Source organism: Devosia sp. RR2S18 (assembly GCF_030177755.1).
In the GTDB taxonomy this organism is placed as follows: domain Bacteria; phylum Pseudomonadota; class Alphaproteobacteria; order Rhizobiales; family Devosiaceae; genus Devosia; species Devosia rhizosphaerae.
On sequence record NZ_CP126539.1, the window covers coordinates 2498723 to 2520272 of the forward strand.

Annotated in this window: 19 protein-coding genes and 1 tRNA gene; 9 read left to right on the top strand and 11 right to left on the bottom strand. The window is 59.4% G+C overall.

Annotated features, from left to right (window positions below):
* Window positions 1-33: 33 nt before the first annotated feature.
* Window positions 34-969, bottom strand: coding sequence for a flagellar motor protein MotB (locus QOV41_RS12325; RefSeq protein ID WP_415926714.1), 936 nt, complete (start codon window positions 967-969; stop codon window positions 34-36).
* Between the two features lie 365 nt (window positions 970-1334).
* On the opposite strand from QOV41_RS12325, the gene QOV41_RS12330 reads away from it, so the two are divergent.
* The 5 genes from QOV41_RS12330 to QOV41_RS12350 all read left to right on the top strand — a co-directional run bounded on the left by QOV41_RS12330 (window position 1335) and on the right by QOV41_RS12350 (window position 4549).
* Window positions 1335-2672: a flagellar hook protein FlgE gene (locus tag QOV41_RS12330; RefSeq protein ID WP_284576959.1), complete on the top strand. Its 1338-nt coding sequence runs from the start codon at window positions 1335-1337 to the stop codon at window positions 2670-2672.
* A 259-nt stretch (window positions 2673-2931) separates the two neighbouring features.
* Complete coding sequence (locus tag QOV41_RS12335; protein WP_284576961.1) at window positions 2932-3354, top strand: hypothetical protein; 423 nt, start codon at window positions 2932-2934, stop codon at window positions 3352-3354.
* A gap of 386 nt (window positions 3355-3740) precedes the next feature.
* Entirely contained in the window at window positions 3741-3950 is a 210-nt protein-coding gene (locus tag QOV41_RS12340; protein ID WP_284576962.1) for a hypothetical protein, read from the top strand.
* Window positions 3947-4240 carry a hypothetical protein gene (locus QOV41_RS12345; protein WP_284576963.1) on the top strand — a complete coding sequence of 98 codons (294 nt, stop codon included), beginning with the start codon at window positions 3947-3949 and terminating at the stop codon, window positions 4238-4240. Before QOV41_RS12340 ends, QOV41_RS12345 begins: the two co-directional genes overlap by 4 nt.
* A gap of 105 nt (window positions 4241-4345) precedes the next feature.
* Window positions 4346-4549, top strand: coding sequence for a hypothetical protein (locus tag QOV41_RS12350; RefSeq protein WP_284576965.1), 204 nt, complete (start codon window positions 4346-4348; stop codon window positions 4547-4549).
* On the opposite strand, the gene QOV41_RS12355 is transcribed toward QOV41_RS12350, so the two are convergent.
* The 3 genes from QOV41_RS12355 to QOV41_RS12365 all read right to left on the bottom strand — a co-directional run bounded on the left by QOV41_RS12355 (window position 4511) and on the right by QOV41_RS12365 (window position 7723).
* Entirely contained in the window at window positions 4511-6160 is a 1650-nt protein-coding gene (locus QOV41_RS12355; protein WP_284576966.1) for an Ig-like domain-containing protein, read from the bottom strand. The genes QOV41_RS12350 and QOV41_RS12355 overlap by 39 nt on opposite strands.
* 1104 nt (window positions 6161-7264) lie before the next feature.
* Window positions 7265-7338 (bottom strand) — tRNA-Cys (locus QOV41_RS12360).
* A gap of 94 nt (window positions 7339-7432) precedes the next feature.
* Window positions 7433-7723, bottom strand: a complete 291-nt coding sequence (locus QOV41_RS12365; protein WP_284576967.1) for a peptidoglycan-binding domain-containing protein — start codon at window positions 7721-7723, stop codon at window positions 7433-7435.
* A 1451-nt stretch (window positions 7724-9174) separates the two neighbouring features.
* On the opposite strand from QOV41_RS12365, the gene QOV41_RS12370 reads away from it, so the two are divergent.
* Genes QOV41_RS12370 through QOV41_RS12380 form a run of 3 tightly spaced genes read left to right on the top strand, consistent with a single transcriptional unit; the run spans window position 9175 to window position 11164 of the window.
* Window positions 9175-9759, top strand: coding sequence for a sigma-70 family RNA polymerase sigma factor (locus QOV41_RS12370; protein WP_284576971.1), 585 nt, complete (start codon window positions 9175-9177; stop codon window positions 9757-9759).
* Window positions 9756-10403 (top strand): ChrR family anti-sigma-E factor, encoded by a 648-nt coding sequence (locus QOV41_RS12375; protein ID WP_284576972.1) that lies wholly within the window; start codon window positions 9756-9758, stop codon window positions 10401-10403. Before QOV41_RS12370 ends, QOV41_RS12375 begins: the two co-directional genes overlap by 4 nt.
* Window positions 10400-11164, top strand: a complete 765-nt coding sequence (locus QOV41_RS12380; protein WP_284576973.1) for an SDR family NAD(P)-dependent oxidoreductase — start codon at window positions 10400-10402, stop codon at window positions 11162-11164. Before QOV41_RS12375 ends, QOV41_RS12380 begins: the two co-directional genes overlap by 4 nt.
* 3 nt (window positions 11165-11167) lie before the next feature.
* Here the strand turns inward: QOV41_RS12380 and QOV41_RS12385 are convergent, their stop codons facing one another.
* The 3 genes from QOV41_RS12385 to QOV41_RS12395 are packed head-to-tail and all read right to left on the bottom strand — an operon-like array spanning window position 11168 to window position 14518.
* Window positions 11168-12403 carry an SAM-dependent methyltransferase gene (locus tag QOV41_RS12385; protein WP_284576974.1) on the bottom strand — a complete coding sequence of 412 codons (1236 nt, stop codon included), beginning with the start codon at window positions 12401-12403 and terminating at the stop codon, window positions 11168-11170.
* Window positions 12404-12428: 25 nt separating this feature from the next.
* A complete protein-coding gene (locus tag QOV41_RS12390; RefSeq protein WP_284576976.1) occupies window positions 12429-13199 on the bottom strand; it encodes a DUF1365 domain-containing protein in 771 nt (256 codons plus the stop codon).
* Window positions 13184-14518 carry an NAD(P)/FAD-dependent oxidoreductase gene (locus QOV41_RS12395; protein ID WP_284576978.1) on the bottom strand — a complete coding sequence of 445 codons (1335 nt, stop codon included), beginning with the start codon at window positions 14516-14518 and terminating at the stop codon, window positions 13184-13186. The genes QOV41_RS12390 and QOV41_RS12395 overlap by 16 nt, the downstream gene beginning before the upstream one ends.
* Before the next feature lie 137 nt (window positions 14519-14655).
* Here QOV41_RS12395 and QOV41_RS12400 point away from each other — a divergent pair.
* Window positions 14656-15782, top strand: a protein-coding gene (locus tag QOV41_RS12400) for an IS3 family transposase (protein WP_415926715.1) whose coding sequence is annotated in 2 segments (ribosomal slippage) — window positions 14656-14896 and window positions 14896-15782 — 1128 coding nt in all. Because the reading frame shifts where the segments join, the coding sequence is not laid out codon by codon here.
* 35 nt (window positions 15783-15817) lie between these two features.
* Here QOV41_RS12400 and recJ read toward each other — a convergent pair.
* The 4 genes from recJ to QOV41_RS12420 all read right to left on the bottom strand — a co-directional run bounded on the left by recJ (window position 15818) and on the right by QOV41_RS12420 (window position 21531).
* On the bottom strand, window positions 15818-17608 hold the full coding sequence (recJ, locus tag QOV41_RS12405) for a single-stranded-DNA-specific exonuclease RecJ (protein ID WP_284576980.1): 1791 nt from the start codon (window positions 17606-17608) through the stop codon (window positions 15818-15820).
* A gap of 41 nt (window positions 17609-17649) precedes the next feature.
* Window positions 17650-18636, bottom strand: coding sequence for a class II fructose-bisphosphatase (gene glpX / locus QOV41_RS12410; protein WP_284576981.1), 987 nt, complete (start codon window positions 18634-18636; stop codon window positions 17650-17652).
* A 38-nt stretch (window positions 18637-18674) separates the two neighbouring features.
* The gene (locus QOV41_RS12415) at window positions 18675-20015 is read right to left on the bottom strand and encodes a homoserine dehydrogenase (RefSeq protein ID WP_284581313.1); all 1341 of its coding nucleotides are present in this window, start codon (window positions 20013-20015) and stop codon (window positions 18675-18677) included.
* 304 nt (window positions 20016-20319) lie between these two features.
* Entirely contained in the window at window positions 20320-21531 is a 1212-nt protein-coding gene (locus tag QOV41_RS12420) for an LL-diaminopimelate aminotransferase (protein ID WP_284576983.1), read from the bottom strand.
* Between the last annotated feature and the right edge of the window lie 19 nt (window positions 21532-21550).

A 21550-nucleotide genomic window follows, 5' to 3' on the forward strand; every position in this document is an offset into this window, starting at 1 on the left:
TGCGACCCTTCCACCTGAAGGGACATCCCCGAACTAGTCCCGCGAAGAGGCAAGAGGCGGCTGGAGAATACTGATCTCGATACGCTCATTGGCAGCCATATAGGGGTCCGTGGGAAAGAAGGGCTCAGCTGTTGCACGGCCATGTACGGACTGCACCCATTTTTCGCTCAGCCCAAACTCGCCCAGCATGGAGCGCACCACGTTCGCGCGGTCCATGGTAAGCTCCCAAGGCCCGTAGCGTTCGTTGGCATAGCTGCCCCCAGCTGCTGTGTGCCCGGAGATCTTGAGCGGCGCTTGCAGCTGCTCAAGAGCCGGCGCAATTGAAGCCAGGGCCGCCCGCATAAACTCATGGGGGTTTTTGGACCCCTCCGGGAACATCGGCCTGCCTTGCTGGTCAACAATCTGGATGACGAAGCCCTCCTCGGTCTGCTCCAGGATCAGGTGCTCGGAGGCTTCAGCCAGTTCCGGCATGGCTTGCCAGGCTTGTCGGATCGTCGCGGCAGCGCTGTGGAAGGATTGATCTTTCATGGACTTCAGCTCGGTGGCGGATTGTCCGTCGGCCTTGTCTGCATCGCCCAAGTCGGTTGCGCCGCCACCTCCCCCTGTCGATGCGGCGTCCTCGTTGGACGGGGTGCCAGAGATGGCCCGGTCTTGCTCAAGGTCGATGACAGAACCAGCCATCTTTGCGCCGTTCGGCGCGACAACAGTGCCTGCCAGGGTACCGGCAGAACCATTCCACGAAGTACTAATGTTGGGTGGAGCGAAGTAGTCCGAGAGCCCCTCTTTCTGATCGGGCGTGGTCATGCTGATCAGCCAGAGCAGAAGAAAAAACGCCATCATCGCCGTGACGAAGTCCGCATAGGCGATCTTCCAGGCTCCACCATGATGGGCGTGCCCGGCCTTCTTGACCTTTTTGACGATGATCGGACGAGTGGTGGGGGCCATATCTACCGGGACGTGTTTCAGCAAGAGAGCGCCGACGCGGCGAGACAACCATGATGAGACGTCTGGCTTAACGTACCGTAAGCTCAGGCGAGGTTTTCGGTCTCCCAGGTGCGAACGTGTGAGACCGCGCGCTTAGTGACGTCCGTCAAGGGGCACTCTAGCTCAACTCCTCCCCTGCCCGATCTCGTAAACGTAATGCGTGCGCGTCTGAACCAAGGACCGGAAAAAATTGCCGGCCCGGCTGATCTTTTCTGCCGCGATAAAGCTAGCTGAAGCGGAACGATCGTCCGCAAACTCCAGGAATCGCAGTCCCTCGAACGCTGGCACAGCGATTGCATCATGCTAGCCAAGCGCACTCCACGCGCAGTGTGAAAGAATAGGGGAAACTCATGGGTATCTACGGCGCTCTCTCCAGTGCGGTGACGGGACTTCGCGCACAGGCGCACTCACTGGAGAACATCTCCGGCAACATCGCGAACTCCCAGACCACGGGATACAAGAGAATTGAAACCGACTTTCTCGACCTTATCCCCGATGCCCCGGTTAGCCGTCAGGTTCCAGGCGCGGTGCTGGCGCAGTCGCGCAGCACCAACGACGTCCAAGGTGACATCAAGACCGTGACCAACGAGACCTTCGTTGCCCTCAACGGCAATGGGTTTTTCGTTGTCGAGCCTACGGTGGGCCAGTCGGACGGCCAACCGGTCTTTGCCGGCACCAATTTCTACACCCGGCGCGGTGATTTCGAGATCGACAAGGCAGGTCGCCTGGTCAATGGTGCGGGCTATTACCTCAAGGGCCTCGATGTGGATCCGGGCACCGGCAACGTTTCTGGTTCTGTGCCCAAGATCATCGAGATCTCCAACGCCTTCCTGGAGGCACGGCCTACTACGACGATCAATTATGGCGCCAACCTGCCGCAACTGCCCAAGACGGCCAACTACAAGCCGACCGAGCCAGGTAGCGAACTACTGCGCGTAGATCTTCAGGGCCGCGACATTATGGGTGAACACGAGGATGAATTCATCAATAGCTCGATCTATGGTGGGGCGACCACAATCTACGCGGAAAACGGCGCCCCCGCTGACCTGCAGTTCCGTTGGGCTAAGGCCGATGGTGACACCTGGAACCTCTATTATCTAACGAAGAGCGAGGCCGCTGACGACCAAGCCGCCTGGAAGTGGGTCGATCAGGATTTCTCGTTCGGCAGCAATGGTGTGATGGAGAATCCCACCACCGACACGACAAACTTGAACACCGTCAACATCAATGGCGTGGCCATCGCGAACGTAAGCCTAAGCCATGGCGCCCAAGGCCTCTCGCAATTCGCGGACGTAAACGGGGCGGTAAGCGTCTCCACCTTGAGCCAGAACGGTTATGGCGCCGGTGAATTCGTCGCTGTTGCCATCGACGACAGCGGCCGCGTGGTCGCCAGCTATTCCAATGGCGAGAGGATCGACGTGGCACAGGTTGTCACTGCCCAGTTCAATGCCGTGAACAAGCTTAAGCGCCTAGATGGCGGGATATTTTCTGGCACATCTGAGTCTGGTGAGGCGATCCTGGACATCTCGGGCAGCGGCATTATTGGCGCCGCCTTGGAAGCGTCCAACACCGACATTTCGGATGAATTCACCAAGCTGATCGTCACCCAGCAGGCCTATGCGGCGAGCACTCGGATTGTCAGCACAGCGGATGAGATGCTGCAGGAAAGTCTCAGCATGGTACGCTAATCCGCCAACTCTGCAGTGACATCAACCTAAACCGGCCCACAGGCTCGAAGGCACTATCCGCCTTCAGCCGGGCCGGTCTAGGATAATGAGATGGATGAACCACGGAGATAAACAAGTTACTCTCGGCTCCGGCAATTAGCATGTTGCGGCTCTCTTGTGCTGACGCGATCCATAAAATTGCGAACAATTTTGTTCGGGTATTTCCATATCTTTTTGATCAAGTGTCAGAAGATTGTACAGCCACACCAAGAGCAAAACGATGGACAGCAAAATCGGCAACGCCCTAGGACCTACGGACGCGCTATTCACCGGCCACCAGGAGGCAATGCTCGCAGCCCTCGGTTGCGCCCGCCAATCGAAGCCGAACATCGATCTACCCTGCATCTGTCGGTTTGATGCACCTCGCTCTCAGTTCTTCGTGTCGGACGGCACAAAGGACGGCGAATTGTACGGAGCCGTCTTGATCGAGGGCGAGAAACCGCGGGTCGGCTACTTCAGCCGCTCAGAGCTGACGGTGCTTAAACGCGCAGGCCGGCTCAGGCGCACCGATTTGATGGATGATGTCCTGACGGTTCACGAGGTGGGTCGCATTGCGACCATGAGGTTCCAGGAGGCCCAGTCCGTGAGCCTGGCCGGCGCAACGGATCAATCCAAGCGACGGATGAATGCTCTGGCGCTGTAACGCGAGACCCAGTCTGGATAGATCCACCTCTTCTCAGCAAAGCTCAGAAATTGTTCATGCCGCTCCCCGGTTGTAGGGACCGTACTAAGGGCCGAAACACCGCGGGCGCGCAGAGACCGCGCTTGTTCGGTCAAGTTTTTTCTCATGGGGGTTCAGCCCCAATGCTGGTGCTGGACTGAAATTGCTCGCCTTTTTGTCGCTCCCGCTGCAAATTCCGGTTCCGAAATCTTGCAAATGCTTTTATCTTCGTTCGATCAAGTCGAACGGAGAGCTAGCGTGTAAGAACATGCTGTGGGACTGATCTGCCGCGCGCCCGGACCGCTGCTCGAGCCTGAGGTCACCAACGAGCATCAGTGGACGCCCCAAACGGTGATCGGTGCCCCCTCGTGGACGCCTACGATGTGCTGGATGCCACCGCCGGCCGGGTCGGTCCTCGCAAGCTGAAAGCCTACTGGCCGGAGTTCCAGGGCGAGTTCGATGAGCGGGTATCACCTGCAGAGATCGGCAGTGCAGAGCGACGGCGCCCGCGGCGCCAGCCGGTCACCATTGCAGATCAGCAGAATGGAGGTCAGCACTCCAACTTGCATTACGTATGATCCACGTCCACCACGTCGCCCTCCTGGCGAGCTTCACCACGTTCTGGCGTTGCTGGTGCTGGGTTAGCCTTACCTTCTCGCGCTCGTTCGGAGTGCGGAAGTCGATGCCGGCAGCGCAGGAGGCGGTTGCGGACTGGCAGCGTGCTAGGGAACTTGGGACTGTCGACATTGTTCGGAACGCCTTCGAGGCCGTTGCTGACCTCCCTGCCCCTAGCCTGATCATCGAGGTTGAGCTCGAGCAGTCGATCGGTCGGCCTGTGCGGGTGCCGAACTGCGGGCGGTTAGCATGAAGTTTGAGAGTTTCATCACCGCTGTGGGACGCGCCGGGGCGGTGGTGAGCGGCGGTCGGCTGCACTTCGGTGCGCCGGCCGCTCAGAAAAACTGGAGTGCTCACAATGCTTGAGCTCTCCCTAGCCACCGACCCTTGGGCCATTCTCGCTGAAGCGGGCCAGGCGCTCGGCGGCCAGATCGAAGAGATAATGGCTCTCTCGCCAACTGCGCTTGAATCGAGGAGAGCGGCGAGAGTAAGCCTCGCTGCAGGAGCGAGGCTTTCAAGGCGTTTAGTCTACGAACAGGCGGGAAAAATCGGGGAGCTGTAAATTGTGGCCAGTATCAGCTAGCCCGATCACCGATACACCCCAAGGACCGTCAGAACTTGGCACCTGAATTGCCATGACATACGTGCCCTCCATCGCGCCGGAGGTGATCTCCAGGACCGCAACCTCGCCGTGTGCGTCAACCTCTTCAGTGAAGCTCTGGAAACGAGCAAACACATCTTGGATATCGAGAATGCCGGTCCCATCAAGGCTGTCTCTGAAGATGTTGGTTACATCAGTTCCCATGTCCAGTTGGTCGCTCTCCGTTTCGAAGTCCTGAACCATGCTGAAGCCGTTGGTCGAGATTTCGAAGATTGGACCGTCAGCCGTTTCTTCGACGTAGCCGACCCCTGCGTTGGCGAGGAACCGGTCGGCTCCATCACCGCCTGTAAGCAGGTTAAACTCGCCAGCTCCGTGATCACTTGCGCCGCCATACAAAGCGTCATCGCCGCTATGACCGAAGATGAGGTCGGCGGCAGCTGTGCCTTCAATCTCATCGGCCTCGTTGGTCCCTGAAATGAAGCTGAGGGCAGCTCCAGCTCCGGGATTGCCAGCTACGTCGGTGTAGGCCCCCGCACTGATAGAGACACGGGCCGAAGTTACCGAATCTGACGGCAGGAAGGTTACGCCGTAGGTACTGCCGCTACCGGTCAGATCGGCAACGGTTCCGCCTTCTACTTCGATGTCCGAGATATCAAAGCCCCTCACCACCTCACTGAAGGTGACGGCAAGCTGGATGCTTCCGGCCTCATCAAGATTGGTATCGGCAACTTCGATGAATACCGTGGGCGGGGTTCTGTCGGTGGGCCGGGAGGGCTCCTGCGGCTCTTGGGGTTCCTGCGGCTCTTGAGGTTGTTCAAAGCCAGGGGGCAAGTCGTCTGGAGGGATTACTCCATCCGGGACGACCAGTTCTTGTCCTTCAACGGGTACGAAATCGGTTGGAAGTGGCTGGTTGGCGGGAATGGTGTAGCCCGCCGGAGGCACGTAGGTTGGCAGGAACGGTGCGACCTCTGCCACGCGCTGCATCAGTGCTTCGACGTCACCATTCTCAATCGCGGACTGCGCTCGAGGATCATTGGCAAACTGCGACAGGTTGATGCCGTTGCCGAGGCTGCGGCCTTCTTTGAAGCCGTTACTCATAAAATGGTCAAAGGCTGAGAATCCTCCCGCCCGAACAGCCGCGGCTACATCAGGATTGGCATCCAGATAGCCCTTGAGGTCGAAGAACTGCGAGGTGTTGCGCGGCTCGTGCTGACCATGAAGAACGAAGTGCTCGTAAGCCGAGGCAAACATCCCCGCCTGAATAGCGGCAGCAACATCAGGGTTAGCCGCGAGATAGACTTGCGCGTCGAAAAACAACGAGGCGTCTCGGCCTTCCTCCGCACCATGGCCCATAAAGTGCTCGAACGCAGTAATCAGGCCTGCAGCAACGACGGCCGCCACGTCCGGATTGGCATCAAGGTACAGCTCTGGCTCAAAGAGGGGAGACGGCGAGCGGTTCTCATATTTGCCATAAAGCTCGAAGTGGGCCTGCGCGGTGATTTCGCCGCGCTCAACAGCGGCTGCCACGTCGGGGTTATTGCTAAGGTACCAGACTTCGTTGAAGATGTTCATAATACTTCCTCAACCGGACCTTTTCTGCCAACCTCTCGTGAGGCAAGCAAACGTCGTCCGGTCATCAAATCTACAGGGTTATGGTCGGAGGCCTGCGGGTAGTCACCTCGACTACAACGCCGTCTCCTCGGCCCGAGTGCTCGGGTGCGGTCGCCGGTCTAGTCGGTGTTCGAAACCTTCGCCCCACCCAAATGGGTGGCGAGCTCTAATTGCTCGCACATCTGGAACTGCTGTGTCGTCTCAAGAGGATCTCAGCGCTAGAACTTGCCGCACGTATGATCCACGTCTGCGGAAGTTGACGCCGGCAGCGCAGGAGGCGGTTGCGGACTAGCAGCGTGCTACGGAACTTGGGAGCAAATGCGGAAGTTCCGGCTAATGGCCTTGATGCCGCCAGCGGAGGAAATCGAAATGCGCGCACCTATGATTGTCACAACCGCCGCCGCTCTGTTGTTCTCACTTGGCTTGCCGACTGAAGCGCAACAGCGATTTGAAGGGGAGCTTCTATTCGGTCCTTTTCCAGAGCGGGCTCAGCAAGACCGTTCTGACCGTGGAGACCGTCGCAATGAAGGAATGATGGTGTGCTCGGCGTTCGTAAGCAACGACTGGCGTGACACCATTCCGGTTCCAGACTCATGGCGTCCACGAGACTGTCTCGACTTCGCCAGAGGAATCGGAGCCTCGGGATACAGTCTGGGCTGCTTATTCGAAAGCGGGCAAATGCGAGTAATTTTCGGCGCGGCGGGGAGCGTCAATACGCGTGACGACGGCAGCCTTCCCGAACCGAATTGCGGCTGGAGCTTCCGGCGACAACGATAGAGCGCTTAGCAAGAGCGACACGGCTGCTGTTGCTGTCGTTACTCGCCTCGGGGGTGGGGTCTACGTCAAGTGGGACTACTGACGGCCAGCGAGTGGCGCGCACCTCGCTAGGCGGAGCTTTATCGTCCACAAGCTCCTATGTTGCATATCATGTTGCATAGATTCGCCGGGAGTTTCGAGAAAAGCCCGGAAATGCAGGGTATTCGCTTGCAACACAAATGCAACATGAACGAAGGGCTTCCGGCCCCTACCCCGCCGATAAACCATTAAAATGATTGAGAAGATCTCTGGAGGCCACGCCCGGAATTGAACCGGGGTACACGGATTTGCAATCCGCTGCGTCACCACTCCGCCACGTGGCCTCTGCTGCGGTTTCTCTGAGGTTTGGGCATAGCTGTCAAGCTGAGGTTTGCACACACTATCCGATGTGTGTGCAAAATCCGTTCCCCAGAGGTTCTACACCAGGTGGGCACATCCGCTCACTTCTCCCTGCATCGCCTCCTTGTCAGGCTCGGCACGCCCGGCAAACACCGGCTCAGTGGCGCGCCGCAACGCAGTCATCGTTTGAGCACCAGCGATGCCGTCGACGACTAGCTCTAGCCGGCCCTGGGCCGCCCGGACGGCGGCGTCCGTGGCTGGCCCGAAGTCGCCATCGATCAGCAAGCGCGGCGACGCGCCGTACTCACTCAGCAATTTCAGGCTCCGCACGGCAGCACCGCGCGACCCCCGCTTAAGCAGCGTGGTCATGATTGTCTCCGATGTTGATAATTGCGCCGCGCCAGACGCGCGGATGTGCTAAGCCGCTGGCCAACCGAAGGGATGGACCATGGCGACATTGTATTTCGTGCAGGGCTTCAGGCAGAAAGGCCGGAAGATGGAGCCGGACCAGCCGCAGCAGCACAAGAGTCCCGAGAAGCCATTGCAGCGGCGGAACGGATCGCGCCGACGCGAGCAGGCGTCTGGGCCTATTCAGCAGACGTTGACGTTGAAGCAGATACTTATGATGAGCCCAAGGTTCTGTTTAAAGTCGGGACACTGCCGCCGGGGCTAGCCGATTAAGCCCGCCAATCGCCAGAGCCCCTGCTAGTTCGAGCCTTCCAGGTGCCGCACGAAAGCGTCCGATGGCACCGAAGTTGTCCATTAACTCTGATTTTAATGGGAACGTCGGCAACAGGAACCAAGAAGGTCAGGCACCATTTGTTTGGTGCGGGGATTGATCACCCTCTCCTCAAGCTCGGCGGCTGGACACCTCGTCTGATGATGCCCGGGGCGGCCGCGCAAAAGCCAGCGGGAGGAATGATCGCTCCACAACTCCCATTCGGAAGTCCGCTGCCTAGCCCAACGTTTCCTGTGCGGCCAGCGCGAAGCCATCGTTTGTGGTTCCGCTGGGGCGGGTCCCGGGTTCGCGGTTATCGCTTCCCGCCCCACCACTCGGTTGCTTGAGCTCGAGCGACGTGGTGGAGCCCACAGCGCGTGTCGCCTTGTGGGTGACGCTGACAATACGATAGCTGCCGTCTACGCCGGGGCGAGCGCCGGTGAGAGTGAAAGCGCCCTCTGCTTGAGCCTCAGCGGCAAGGTCGAGCTCGACCGATCCTTCGCCGCCCTCGCGTTATCGTGAGGTGAACGACATGCTCGGCGACCTTTCAGAAGGCATGGGCAAGCGTTACAGCCGTGGCGCCGAGATGCGCAAAACCAGCGTCCGGGTATTCAAAAAACTGGCTCGGTAAGTGTGTGCAAAACGGCTCCGAATGCCCCGAAAATCATCAGCAACGAAGCCGCGTGTGTGCAGGAAATTGAAGCAGTTTCAAAGGCCTATGCAGATTTGCAATCCGCTGCGTCACCACTCCGCCACGTGGCCCCAGAGGCAGTTCCTAGTTGAGGTCAACGGCTTGCGCAATAGCGCCGAAAGCTTAGAGCGAAGTTTTTGATAGCCATCGAAGTGGTGCGTGGCAAACGGAGCGGCTCGCCCTTAGCGTAGGAGTGTGCGTGGCCTTGGCGACGCATAGCTCTTGCCTCCTTATGACCTCCGAAGCGTCGGTCGGAGCGAACACAGCCGACTACATACGGGTGATGGTGTTCGCAATCGACGACGCTGGACTGAATTTGCCAGTCCCATCAAACAGACATGATGATCCACCCACTCGATAACGCCGTATCCCATGCTGACAGGCGCGGAGTGGTCGATGTATGCCTTAGGAATGAGTGATAAAACCACGGGCCACGTGCCCGGCGATTCTGCGTCCGAAGACCCTGCCGTTCTGATTTCGCGCATCGCCAGTGCGAAAGACCGCAGCGCGCTGGCCGCGCTATTCGCCATGTTCGGTCCGCGCGTCAAATCCATGATGCTCAAGCTGGGCGCCAGCGATGCCCTGGCCGAAGACTTGGTACAGGAGACCTTTCTCACGGTGTGGCGCAAGTCCGCGCTCTATTCCAACCAGCGAGGAGCAGTCAGCACCTGGATCTTCACGATCGCCCGCAACTTGCGGATCGACCAGCTCAGGCGCCAGTCCAACAAGCCCTATGACGACCTCGAGACTGTGGAGCTTGCCAGCGACGATCCCATGGGCAGCGTTTTGGTAGAGCAGAACCAGATCATCGCCCGCGTCTCTGCGGCACTCGGTACGCTCTCTCCTGAGCAGCAGAGCGTGGTGCGCCTTAGTTTCATCCAGGACCTGCCGCATGCCCAGATTGCCGAAAAGCTCGGCATTCCGCTCGGCACCGTAAAATCAAGACTTCGCCTTGCATATGAACGGCTCCGGCCTTTGCTGGAGGATCTCCATTGACAGTTACTCACCACCCCGACATCACGACCTTGATGGCTTTCAGCGCCGGCACGCTGGACGATCCTTATGCGACTGTCATCGCAACGCACCTCGCCATGTCGGAGGGCGGCCGCGACACGGTGCGCCGCATCAATGTGATCGGCGGCGCCCTGTTGTCTTCCGAGCCCGAGGTGCCGCTGGCGGACACTGCGTTGGATAGGCTGCTCGATTCCATAGATGATCGGGAGCCGGCCTCTGCATCGGCAGGCGCAACTGCCAGGGACATTCCGCTTCCGCTGCAGCGTTACCTCCCGAACGGCCTTGCCGAGGTAAAATGGAAGTGGACCGGGCCGGGCGTGGCAACGGCCGACCTCGACTGGGGCAAGAATGGGAAGTCCCGTCTGATGCTACTGCGGGTCGCCGCCGGTCGCCCAGTGCCCGAGCATGGTCACGGTGGACAGGAATTAACGCTGATCCTCAAAGGCGCCTATCGCGACCGATTTGGCGTCTTTGGCCCGGGTGACATAGCGGACCATGACGAGGATGTGGAGCATCAGCCGATTGCCGAACCAGGCGATGACTGCATTTGCCTTGTGGCGGTCGACGCCAAGCTAACCTTCCGAGGTCGCCTGATGCGGACCCTGCAGCCGCTCTTTGGCATATGACGCTGCGGCCCGGCGTCGCTTGGGTCATCGGAGGTGGCTCGGGGATCGGAGCGGCAGTCGCCATTCTTCTTGCCCAACGCGGCTGGACAGTTGCCATTTCCGGGCGTCGGGAGGACAAACTTAATTCGGTTGCTAATGGGCAATCGTCAATCCGACCCTATCCGCTCGACGTCACCGACTCGGTGGCCATCGCAGAGAATATGAACCAGGTTGTGGCCGAACTCGGCCGCATCGATCTCTTCATATTCGGCGCTGCCGCGTGGCAGCCAATGAAGGTCGGCAACTACGATTTCGAGCAGTTCCACCGCGTCGTCGACACCAACTATCTCGGCTTCGTGCGGATGCTGGCGCCGCTCGTGACGCAGATGGAGCGTCAAGGCGGTGGACACCTTGCTGCCATCGCTTCGGTGGCCGGCTATTTCGGCCTGCCACGATCTGCGGCCTACTCCTCCACCAAGGCCGGCATGATCAACTTGCTCGAGACCATGCGAGCCGAGCTCGCCCCCAAGAACATTGTGGTACGCATGATCGCGCCAGGGTTCGTGAAATCCGAACTCACCGAGAAGAACGACTTCCCCATGCCGTTCCTGCTGGAGACGGACGATGCGGCACGTCGGATTGTCGATGGGCTGACGCAATCAGATCGGTTTGAAATTGCCTTCCCCCGACGTATGGTCTGGCTGATGAAGACAATCCGTTGGCTACCATATGGCGCATTCTTCCGGCTTACCGGCAGGATGCTGCCCAGAGACAACCCTTAGCCATTAGCTGGGACGGCGGTATTGGTAGATGCCAACATCGATCAGCCCTTCGGTAAAACCCGCCTCGCAGTAGCTCAGGTAGTAGACCCATTTGCGCCTGAAGCGCTCATCATAGCCTAGCGGGGCAATCATCGGCCAACGTTCAAGGAAGCGTTCGCGCCAGAGCCGGAGGGTCTTGGCATAGCTGAGGCGGAAGGTCTCCACATTCTCCAAGATCAGCCCGTGCCGCTCGCCGTATTCGCGCATCGCCGACTTGGTTAGCAGCATGCCGCCGGGGAAGATGTATCGCTGGATGAAATCGGGGCCGCTGCGATAGCCATCGAAATCGGCCTCGTTGATGGTAATCGCCTGGATGGCCGCTGTGCCACCTGGCTTCAGCCGATCATGAACGGTCTTGAAGTAGCTCGGCCAGTTCTCCTCACCCACCGCTTCGATCATTTCGATGGAGCCTATATGATCGTACTGCCCCTCAGTGTGCCGGTAGTCTTCGAAGACAAGCTTCGCCAGATCATCAAGACTCTGCCGCCGAAGGCGCTCCTGACCGTATTTTAGCTGCTCGGCTGAAAGCGTGATGCCGCGCAGATGCGCCTTGTAGTCTCTGGCCACCGTCTCGGCGAACCCACCCCAACCGCAGCCAATTTCAAGAACCGAGGAGCCCTCGGTAATCCCGGCCATGTCAGCGACACGGTGATACTTGGCGCGCTGCGCTTCCTCGAGACTCTGGTCGCCTGAGGTAAAAACGGCGGAGGAGTAGGTCATCGATGGATCGAGCCACTGACCATAGAATTCGTTGCCGAGATCGTAGTGCTCGGCGATGTTCCGCTTGGAGCCTTCGAGGGTATTTCGCCGCGATAGATGATAGTGGAGATCGCTGGCAGCACGGCGGAAGAAGCCGTAATTTGCCCGATCGAGCATCTCCCGGTTCTGCAGGAAGAACCGGAACAGAGCCGTTAGGTCATCCACCTCGACATCGCCGTTGAGGTAGGCAGCGGCGAACCCCACCGTTCCGCGCTGCATTGCTTCGCGAAGAACGTTGAGATTCTTTAGCTTGAGGACGGAGTGGCTCCCCGTGGCAGGATTGCCCAGCGTACGGCTACGGCCATTGGGCAAAACGACGGTGACCGCGCCATGCTTGGGATTGCCCACAAGTTTGACGCCGATAAGTTCAACTGCCCACGCCGCGAAGCGAGTCCACGGCGTAACTCCAGTCTGGGTATTCTCTACTGCTGTTTTGGTCATTGAGCCGCTTAGGTCCAGATCGTCACTAGGCTTGGCGGCGGGTCTTTGGCGGGCGCCGCAACTTCAGTGTCGTGGGCACACCCTTGAGCCACAAGAGCAGGGCCTCCCAATATATGCCGGCCAGTACTTTAGCCGTCATAAACGGATATGCAAGCAGCACTTTGATCAAGCTGGCATCCCGCAAAGGACGCTTTTCGCCGCTGAAATAGGCGGTTAGGCCGCCGCCTTCAACCGAGCCCAGAGTGACGCCGACAAACACCGTCTCCTCCGGCTTGCGTATGGAAAAACGATACTCGCCCTCCATGGTGTTGAAAGGGGAGACGTAGAGCCTCTTGGGAGCCATGTGGCTGATGACCGAACCCTCGTCTGCAACCGCCGCCTGGTAGAAGTGATGTTCACCGAACGTATTGCTGACCTCATAAAGCATGAAGCAGGTCTCACCGTCCGCATTGTCGCAAAAGTAGACCGTGATGGGGTTGAAGGCGAAGCCAAGGATGCGTGGATAGGCCAGCATCCTGATCCGGGAGATATCCCCAATCCCGGCAGCCAGCGCCTTGCGTCGCACAAAATCAGCCAAACTGCTCCCGTCCCGCGGCCCAAAATCACGAACGTGCAAGGACACAAAGTTCAAGCTGTTCAAAGAAAACAGCCGAAGGTCTCGGTCGAGGCTCTCAAGCTGTTCGATGTCGACCAGTATGGAGAAGACCCGATAGCGGAGCACATGGCGCTTGGGACGCGCCCGCTTGTGCACCACCTCGCCAACATAGAGCGCGCCAGCTTCTATTCCGCTGCCCATAGCTGCTCCGGCTGGTCCGCCCAGTTGTGTTCTATGCGCTGGCGTTCATGAGCAACCTGCCACGGGCGCCGTGGCGCGCCGATCCGCTCTGCCACTTCCAGCCCTGCCTGCAGGCCATCTTCGTGGAAGCCATATCCCATCCAGGCGCCGGCAAACCAGGTGCGCTGAACGCCTTGCACCTGCCAAAGATCGCGCTGAGCTGCGATGGCGCGGGCGTCGAATAGCGGATGCTCGTATTGCGCCTCGTAGTGCACTGTTCCCTGAGCAAAGGAGCGATGCGGATTGAGCGTCACAAACAGGTCCGTCTTGGTCCTGAGCGGCTGTAGCTTGTTCATCCAATAGGAGAGGCTCAACGCTGTATCCCCCTCCTCGCCTCGTAGATAGTTCCAGGAAGACCAGAGATGACGTCGCCTCGGCATGAAACTGGCGTCAGTGTGAAGAACGGCACGGTTGCTGACATTTCGAAAGGAGGAGAGGACATTCCGCTCCACTGCGCTAGCATCGCCGAGCAAGGCCAAAGCCTCGTCCGCATGGCATGCAAAAACCACCTGATCGAAGCGCTGGCGCGTCCCATCGGCAAAAAACACCTCCACGCCCTCTACGTGCCTTACCACTGAAGCAATATGGACGGACCTGCGCGTTTCGAAAGCCGCCTTAGCCAGTATGCGGCTGACATACTCCCTTGAGCCTCCAACAACCGTCCGCCACACCGGACGATTGGTCACCTGCAGAAGCGAGTGGTTGGCGAAGAACTCGATAAATGTTCTGGCGGGAAAATCGAGCATGCCGCGCGAGGGCGTAGACCAGATGGCGGCAGAGACCGGCAGGATGTGATCCTCGATAAACACCCGCGAATAGCCGAAACGGTCGAGGAACTCGCCGATCGAGATATCGGGTGAACAGCTGGCGACCTGACGCTGTGCTTGCCGGAAGAAGCGCAAAATGTCACCAACGAGCTGCCAGTGCTCCGGGCGGATGATGTTCCGGCGCTGCCCGAACAGGCCGTTGAGGTGATTGCCGGAATACTCGCGGCGCCCCTCCTCGATCGACACCGAAAAGCTCATGCTCGAGGGGGTCGTCGAAACCTCAAGGTGCGAAAACAGGGCCGTCAGATTTGGATAGTTCTGTTCGTTATAGACAATGAAGCCCGTGTCGACGGCGACTTTTCCTCCGGGCAGCTCGACAGCCACCGTGTTGGAGTGCCCGCCCAACCGGTTCTGCCTCTCCAGAACGGTAACCTGATGGTTTCGCGATAGCAACCAAGCTGCTGAAAGACCTGCGATACCTGAGCCAATAACAGCGATGGTGGGGAGTGTCATGGATCAGAGGTCTCGAGAGCTAACTAACACAAGTTACGTCGAGACAGTTCCTCTGGATCAAAGTTCCAGTGCTTTGTTTGAATAGCCCCTAGATTTGTAGACGCCTTCTTCCCTAATTTTGAGGCAAGGAGGCCTACATGGGCAAAGGCAATTTCAGCGACGAGTTCAAGCGGGACGCGGTGCGTCAGATCACCGAGCGGGGGTATCCCGTTTCGGAGGTGTCGCAGCGTCTGGGGGTGAGTGCTCATTCGCTCTACGAGTGGCGCAAGAAGTATGCATCGGATGTTTCCAAGGGTGGGGATCAGGCCGATGAGATCCGGCAGCTTAAGCGAGAACTGGCGCGGGTCACTGAGGAGCGCGACATCCTAAAAAAAGCGGCCGCGTACTTCGCCAAGGATGCAAAGTGAGGTACGCGTTTGTCGCCGAGCATCGCCAGCAGTTCTGTGTGCGCACCATGTGCCGGTGCCTTTCCATCCATCCCAGCGGCTATTATGCGTGGCTCAAAAGCCCTTTGAGCAAAAGGGCGCGGGAAGACATTCGCCAGACCGAGCTGATCGAAGAGGCCTGGAAGCAGAGCGGCAAGGTTTATGGCTACCGCAAGCTGCATGACGACCTGCTGGACCAGGGCGAGACCAGTTGCGCCAATCGTGTTGCGCGCCTGGCCAGACTGGCCGGGATCAAGGCTCAGATCGGCTACCGGCGCCGGCCTGGTGCCTATGGAGGCAAGCCATCTGTGGTGGTCGACAATACCCTGGCTCGTCAGTTCGACGTCGATGCGCCGGACACCGCCTGGGTGACCGACATCACCTATATCAAGACCATGGAGGGCTTTGCCTATCTGGCCGTGGTCATCGACCTGTTCTCGCGCCGCGTCGTCGGCTGGTCACTACAAAGCCGGCAGACCAGTGAGGTCGTCCTTCAGGCCCTGCACATGGCTGTCTGGCGCCGAAAGCCACAGAACACGGTGCTAGTCCATTCCGATCAGGGCTCCCAGTTCACCAGCATGGACTGGGCTAGCTTCCTGCGACACCACAATCTGGTTCACTCGATGAGCCGGCGCGGCAACTGCCATGACAATGCTGTGGCCGAAAGCTTCTTCAACCTGCTCAAGCGCGAGAGGATCAGGCGTCGGACCTATCGGACACGGGACGAAGCCCGCCAAGATGTGTTCGATTACATTGAGATGTTCTACAACCCCACCCGAAAGCACGTCCGCAACGGCATGCTCTCACCCGTCGAGTTCGAACGGCGGCACCAAATCTAACCCCGAAGGTGTCTACAGAACAAGGGGCTATTCAGTTACCCCTTTGGAACAGCGATGTCGCTGAGCCGAAACTGAACCTGTTCGCGGCCTTGATAGTGATCGATCGATAGGGCGCCGGCGAAGTGCAGGGGTGTGTCGCCCGAGCCAAGAAGCGCATTCCCGGTTGCCGATCCCGCAGCTCGGAAGGCGATTGCCTTAAGACGAGCCCCATCCTCCGAAGCAAGGCTGAAGCTCACGTGACCACCCTTCCCGACAATCTGGGCAAAGCGTGCGCGATGCGCGGGGAAGGCGAAGACCGGCCCTGGATTGCCGGCCCCAAAAGGGCCGGCGCGTTCGAGGTCCCGAACCAAGTCCACCGTGGCGCCGCGCGCCGTCAGTGCGGCGTCGACAGAAACGGCTGTGGACGCTCGGGCGGCGACGACCTGCTCGCCGAGTGCTTCGGAGATAAACGACCGAAATACCCCGAGTTCTCCTGCCCGGATGGTAACGCCAGCGGCCATCGCATGCCCGCCACCCTTGGGTATAAGACCGGCCTCTACCGCCTCGATGACAGCTCTGCCCAAATCAACGCCCGGCATGGAGCGTCCTGATCCGGTCCCATGCCCATCAGGTCCCAAGGCAATTGCGAAAGCCGGGCGATCAAAGCGTTCCCTTAGCCGCGCGGCAACCAATCCCACGACCCCGGGATGCCAGTTTGCCGAAGCGAGAACGAGGACCGGTGGCCCCTCTCCCGATCCGATTTCAAGTTCGGCGACGGCTGCCGCTTCCTCGACCGCCTCGATTTCGATGCGCTGCCGCTCCGAATTCAGCTCTTCTAGGCGCGAGGCTATTGCCATGGCGTGATGCTCGTCATTGACGGCGAGCAACTCAGTTCCCAAAGCTGCATTGCCGATCCGCCCACCCGCATTGATACGAGGTCCAACAAGGAAGCCCAGGTGATAGGGATTGAGCGGACCACTGACCCGTGCTGACAAAGCAAGCGTCGCCATGCCCACATTGCTGCCCTGGCGGGCGACTTCCAGGCCGCGGATGACGAAAGCTCGGTTCAAGCCAGTCAAAGGCACCACATCGCAAATTGTGCCGAGCGCCACTAGATCAAGGAGTTGCATGAGGTCGGGCAGTGCTGTGCCGCCCCGCTCGCGCAGCAGCCTGTTGACTGCGACTAGGGTCATGAAGGTTACACCGACGGCGCACAGGTACCCCAGGCCGGAGATGTCGTCGGGTCGATTGGGGTTCACCAGCGCCGATGCCGGCGGCAGTTCATGATCGGACAGGTGATGGTCGATGACGAGCACATCCGCGCCTCGGCTTCTTGCATGCGCAATGGGATTGTCGCTGGTCGTGCCGCAGTCAAGGGTGATGATGAGAGTGGCGCCGCTGTCGATCAGCTTGTCCATGGCGGCGATGTTAGGACCATAACCTTCGAATATGCGGTCCGGGATATGTACCTGCGGTTCGATCCCGAAATGCCGCAGGAAACGGGTCATCAGCGCACAAGAGCAGGCGCCGTCGACATCGTAGTCACCGAAAAGAGCAATGGCTTCGTGGTCGGTCACCGCCCGAGCCAATCTCTCCGCCAGCGCATCCATGTCCGTTAGCGTGGAAGGATCCGGCATCAAGGCGCGGATTGTTGGCGAAAGATGCATAGCGGCGTCATCGAGACCAACACCACGTGCAGCTATGACCCGCGCAAGTATCTCGGTGATCCCGGTGCGCTGGGAGATCGCCGTTGCGGTACGCGTAGCCTGCGCATCCAAGCGGTCACGCCAGGCGCGGCCGGTTACTGACCGGGTAACATCGAGGAAAGTGCGCGGGGCATTCAGCATGGCGCCACAGGTAGGCGATTTGTGGAGATGGGTCGAGAGGACTAGCGCGCGTGCCGAGCTCGAATCCACCGCACGGTCTGGCTCCAGCTGCGCATGACGATGGTACTCGTCTCAACCGAATCGCGACGTAGTTTGATACCGTCCAGGAGGGTGCCATCGGTAACGCCGGTAGCGGCAAAGAGTACGTCGCCAGAGGCAAGGTCACTTACTTCGTAGATGCGGTTCTGGTCCTCTATACCCATGGCGTAAGCGCGCTCCCGCTTGGCTGGCGTGTCGAGTATCAGCCGAACCTGCATCTGCCCGCCGATGCACCTGAGGGCGGCAGCGGCGAGCACGCCTTCGGGAGCACCACCTGAGCCTAGATAAATGTCAATGCCGGTGTCTTCGGTGTTGACGGCGTGAATAACCCCAGCGATGTCGCCGTCGCTGATGAGTTTCACGCCGACACCTAAGCTACGCAATTCCTCGATCAACGACGCGTGGCGGGGCCGATCCAATACAATTGCAGTGATTTCGGATAGTGGCACGCCCTTGGCGCTGGCAAGGCAGCGCACATTCTCGGTGGCCGACAAGTCGACATGCACGGTACCCGCGGGGTAGTTCGCGCCGATGGCGATCTTGTTCATGTAAACATCGCGGGCGACGTTCAGCAATCCGCCGCGCTCTGCCATAGCCAGCACTACAATGGAGTCCGGCTGGTTCTTAGCGCAAAGCGTCACGCCTTCGAGGGGGTCAACGGCGATGTCGACCTGCGGCCCTCCCCGCGCGCCAACCTCCTGCCCGATGAACAGCGTCTCGCATTCGTGCTCCTCGCCTTCGCCGATGACGATTCGCCCGTCGATGGCGACGCTGTCGAGCTCTTCCTTCAGCGCGAGAACGGCAGCTTCGTCAGCGGCTTTTTCATTGCCTTTGCCGCGCCACTCCGCGGCAGCAATAGCGGCACGCTCGGTAACCCGCACGAGTTCAAGAGTAAGGCTACGGTGCAGATGCGCCGGCCCCCGATCATCCTCGGTCTTGTTGAGCTTCATGCTTCTCCTCCCAGGGCCTGACTTGCCCCGGAGGGATGTCAGAGTGCTTCGATCCGGATCAATTGCGGTTTACCCACAATGAACCCGTCCGCAGCAATCTGCGCAAGCGAGTCGCGGACATCCGATTCCAAAGTTTTCTGCGTAATCATCACGACCGTGCGGGTTGGTGACCCGTCCGGCGCGGTGGCTTTAGCACTGAGATCGGAACGCTGTATGACGGAATCGATCGATATGGAGCGCTCCCCCATCCGCGTGGCGATAGCTGCCAGAGCGCCAGGAACGTCTTTGGCGTTGAGCCGGATATAGAAGCCGCCTTCATGGGCACGCATCGCCGCCTTCCGATAGGGCATCAGCTCCGCGCTGGGCACACCGAGTGGTGGGACACGTGTGCCGCGCGCAATATCGAGGATATCGGATAGAACCGAAGACGCCGTGGGCGGACCTCCAGCACCGGGACCCGCCAACAGCAGTTCGTGCACGTGATCGGTTTCGAGCGCCACCGCATTCATGACGCCATCGACGCCGGCGATTGCAGAGCCTTTCGGGACGAAGGTCGGGTGCACACGCTGCTCGATTCCATCCTCGGTGCGCCGGGCAATCCCTAGAAGCTTGATCTTATAACCGAGATCCGCAGCCACCTTGATGTCGTGCTGCGTTATGCCGGAAATACCTTCGACAAGGATCTGGTCCGGAGCGATCTCGTAACCGAAACAGAGGGTCGCCAAAATGGAGAGCTTGTGCGCGGTATCGTATCCCTCGACGTCGAATGTCGGGTCGGCTTCAGCGTATCCCAAGGCCTGAGCATCCTTGAGGCAATCGTTGAAGCTGATATCCTCATTGCCCATACGGGTCAAAATATAGTTGCAGGTGCCGTTCATAATCCCGAAGACCTTGGCGATCCGCGCTGTGCCCAAGCCTTCGCGCAAGGTCTTGATGACCGGAATGCCGCCGGCGACCGCAGCTTCGAACCCGAGTTGCGCCCCTGATTCCTCGGCGACTTTGGCCAGTTGCACCCCGTGCTTGGCCAGCAAGGCCTTGTTGGCGGTCACAACCGGGCGGCCGATCTCGAGAGCCGCTTTTACTGCGGCGTAGGCAGGCCCATCCTCGCCGCCAATGAGCTCCACAAAGAGGTCGATACCGTCGGACTTTGCGAGGGCCACCGGATCATCGAACCAATCCAGGCCTGAGATGTCGATGCCTCGGTCCCGGGAGCGGGAGCGGGCCGCCACCGCAGTTACGACGAGTTGACGGCCAAGCTTGCGCGTCAGTTCGGCGCCTTCCTTTTGCAGAATGCGGACCAGTGTTGCACCGACATTGCCGAGACCGGCTACGCCGACCCGGAGCGGCTGCTGAGCCTCCCCATCTCCATAGTCCTGCATCGCCTTGAGAATCCGGGTGCGGGTATCAGAACGCGGTTCGCGGCCTTCTCTAAGGTCAAAAACGAATAGCGGATCCCCAGCCACCGTGCGGCCAAAGCGTGTCGGTGTCCAGCCTCGGGCGGCAATGAAGGCTTCAACGGCTTGGCGGAAGGAGGCGATGTCACTCATGGTGGCGCATGTGCATAGGAAATCGCCTAGTCGTCAATAGGAGTGCAGGTATGCACTCAGCTTTGACGCAGGCGTTGTTGATTTCACCTCCCTTGGGCGGAGCTACCCAGGGAGGTGATTACTTTAAGGTCGGCGCTCAGGCTTTGAGCGGCACAACGTTCCCTGCCCCAGCTTTGCCGCCCAGGAGCTTCTTGACGTTACGTGCTGCCTGGCGAATGCGCTGTTCATTTTCAACGAAGGCCAACCGGATATACTGGTCCCCATATTCGCCAAAGCCGACGCCTGGTGCCACAGCCACTCCAGTTTCTTGGATCAGAAGCTTGGCAAACTCGAGGGAACCGAGATGGGCGAACTGCGCCGGAATAGGCGCCCAGGCGAACATCGTCGCTCTTGGAACTGGGATGTTCCACCCCGAGCGGCTGAAGCTCTCAACCATCACATCGCGCCGATGCTTGTAGATCTTGCGCACTTCCTCAATAACTTCGTCGCTACCATTGAGGGCCGCTGTCGCGGCGACCTGGATGGGCGTGAAGGCGCCGTAGTCGAGGTAGGACTTTACGCGCGCCAGGGCCGCGATCAGCCGTTCATTGCCAACTGCAAAGCCCACGCGCCAGCCTGGCATGGAATAGGTCTTGCTCATCGATGTGAACTCGACCGCAATGTCGATGGCACCCGGCACCTGCAGCACTGATGGCGGCGGTGCATCATCGAAATAGATCTCCGAATAGGCCAGATCGGAGAGAATGAAGATGTCGTTGGCCTTACAGTACTTGACCACCTCGGCGTAGAAATCGAGGTCTGCCGTATAAGCCGTCGGATTGGCGGGGTAGTTGAGAACCAGAGCGATCGGCTTGGGAATCGAGTGCCGCACGGCACGATCGAGCGAGCGCATAAAATCTTCGTTCGGATCTGCGGGCATCGAGCGAACCACCCCGCCGCTCATGATGAAGCCGAACGAGTGGATCGGATAGGTAGGGTTAGGCACCAGAACAACATCGCCGGGCGCAGTGATCGCCTGGGCCATGTTGGCAAAGCCCTCCTTTGACCCGAGTGTCGCCACCACTTGAGTGTCCGGGTTGAGCTTCACGCCGAAGCGGCGGCCATAATAGCTCGCCTGGGCTTTCCGCAGCCCAGGAATGCCCTTGGAGGTCGAATAGCGGTGCGTGCGCGAATCAAGCACCGTTTCCTTGAGCTTGTTGACGATGTGGTCAGGTGTTGGCAGGTCCGGATTGCCCATGCCCAGATCGATGATGTCGACGCCGCTCGCGCGGGCCTTGGCCTTGATGGGGTTAATGTGCTCGAACACATAGGGAGGAAGGCGGCGGATGCGGTGGAAGTCTTCGCTCATAATAATCCTCGACGGCCGG

Bases quoted from the DNA above. Each gene is read 5' to 3' on its own strand.
- QOV41_RS12390 (WP_284576976.1), bottom strand. From the start codon at position 13,199: ATGGGCAGCGGAATAGAAGCTGGCGCGCTCTATGTTGGCGAGGTGGTG.
- QOV41_RS12345 (WP_284576963.1), top strand. From the start codon at position 3,947: ATGATCCACGTCCACCACGTCGCCCTCCTGGCGAGCTTCACCACGTTC.
- QOV41_RS12385 (WP_284576974.1), bottom strand. From the start codon at position 12,403: ATGACCAAAACAGCAGTAGAGAATACCCAGACTGGAGTTACGCCGTGG.
- QOV41_RS12365 (WP_284576967.1), bottom strand. From the start codon at position 7,723: ATGACCACGCTGCTTAAGCGGGGGTCGCGCGGTGCTGCCGTGCGGAGC.
- QOV41_RS12420 (WP_284576983.1), bottom strand. From the start codon at position 21,531: ATGAGCGAAGACTTCCACCGCATCCGCCGCCTTCCTCCCTATGTGTTC.
- glpX (WP_284576981.1), bottom strand. From the start codon at position 18,636: ATGAAGCTCAACAAGACCGAGGATGATCGGGGGCCGGCGCATCTGCAC.
- recJ (WP_284576980.1), bottom strand. From the start codon at position 17,608: ATGCTGAATGCCCCGCGCACTTTCCTCGATGTTACCCGGTCAGTAACC.
- QOV41_RS12370 (WP_284576971.1), top strand. From the start codon at position 9,175: ATGAGTGATAAAACCACGGGCCACGTGCCCGGCGATTCTGCGTCCGAA.
- QOV41_RS12330 (WP_284576959.1), top strand. From the start codon at position 1,335: ATGGGTATCTACGGCGCTCTCTCCAGTGCGGTGACGGGACTTCGCGCA.
- QOV41_RS12355 (WP_284576966.1), bottom strand. From the start codon at position 6,160: ATGAACATCTTCAACGAAGTCTGGTACCTTAGCAATAACCCCGACGTG.
- QOV41_RS12350 (WP_284576965.1), top strand. From the start codon at position 4,346: ATGCTTGAGCTCTCCCTAGCCACCGACCCTTGGGCCATTCTCGCTGAA.
- QOV41_RS12415 (WP_284581313.1), bottom strand. From the start codon at position 20,015: ATGCAGGACTATGGAGATGGGGAGGCTCAGCAGCCGCTCCGGGTCGGC.
- QOV41_RS12395 (WP_284576978.1), bottom strand. From the start codon at position 14,518: ATGACACTCCCCACCATCGCTGTTATTGGCTCAGGTATCGCAGGTCTT.
- QOV41_RS12335 (WP_284576961.1), top strand. From the start codon at position 2,932: ATGGACAGCAAAATCGGCAACGCCCTAGGACCTACGGACGCGCTATTC.
- QOV41_RS12380 (WP_284576973.1), top strand. From the start codon at position 10,400: ATGACGCTGCGGCCCGGCGTCGCTTGGGTCATCGGAGGTGGCTCGGGG.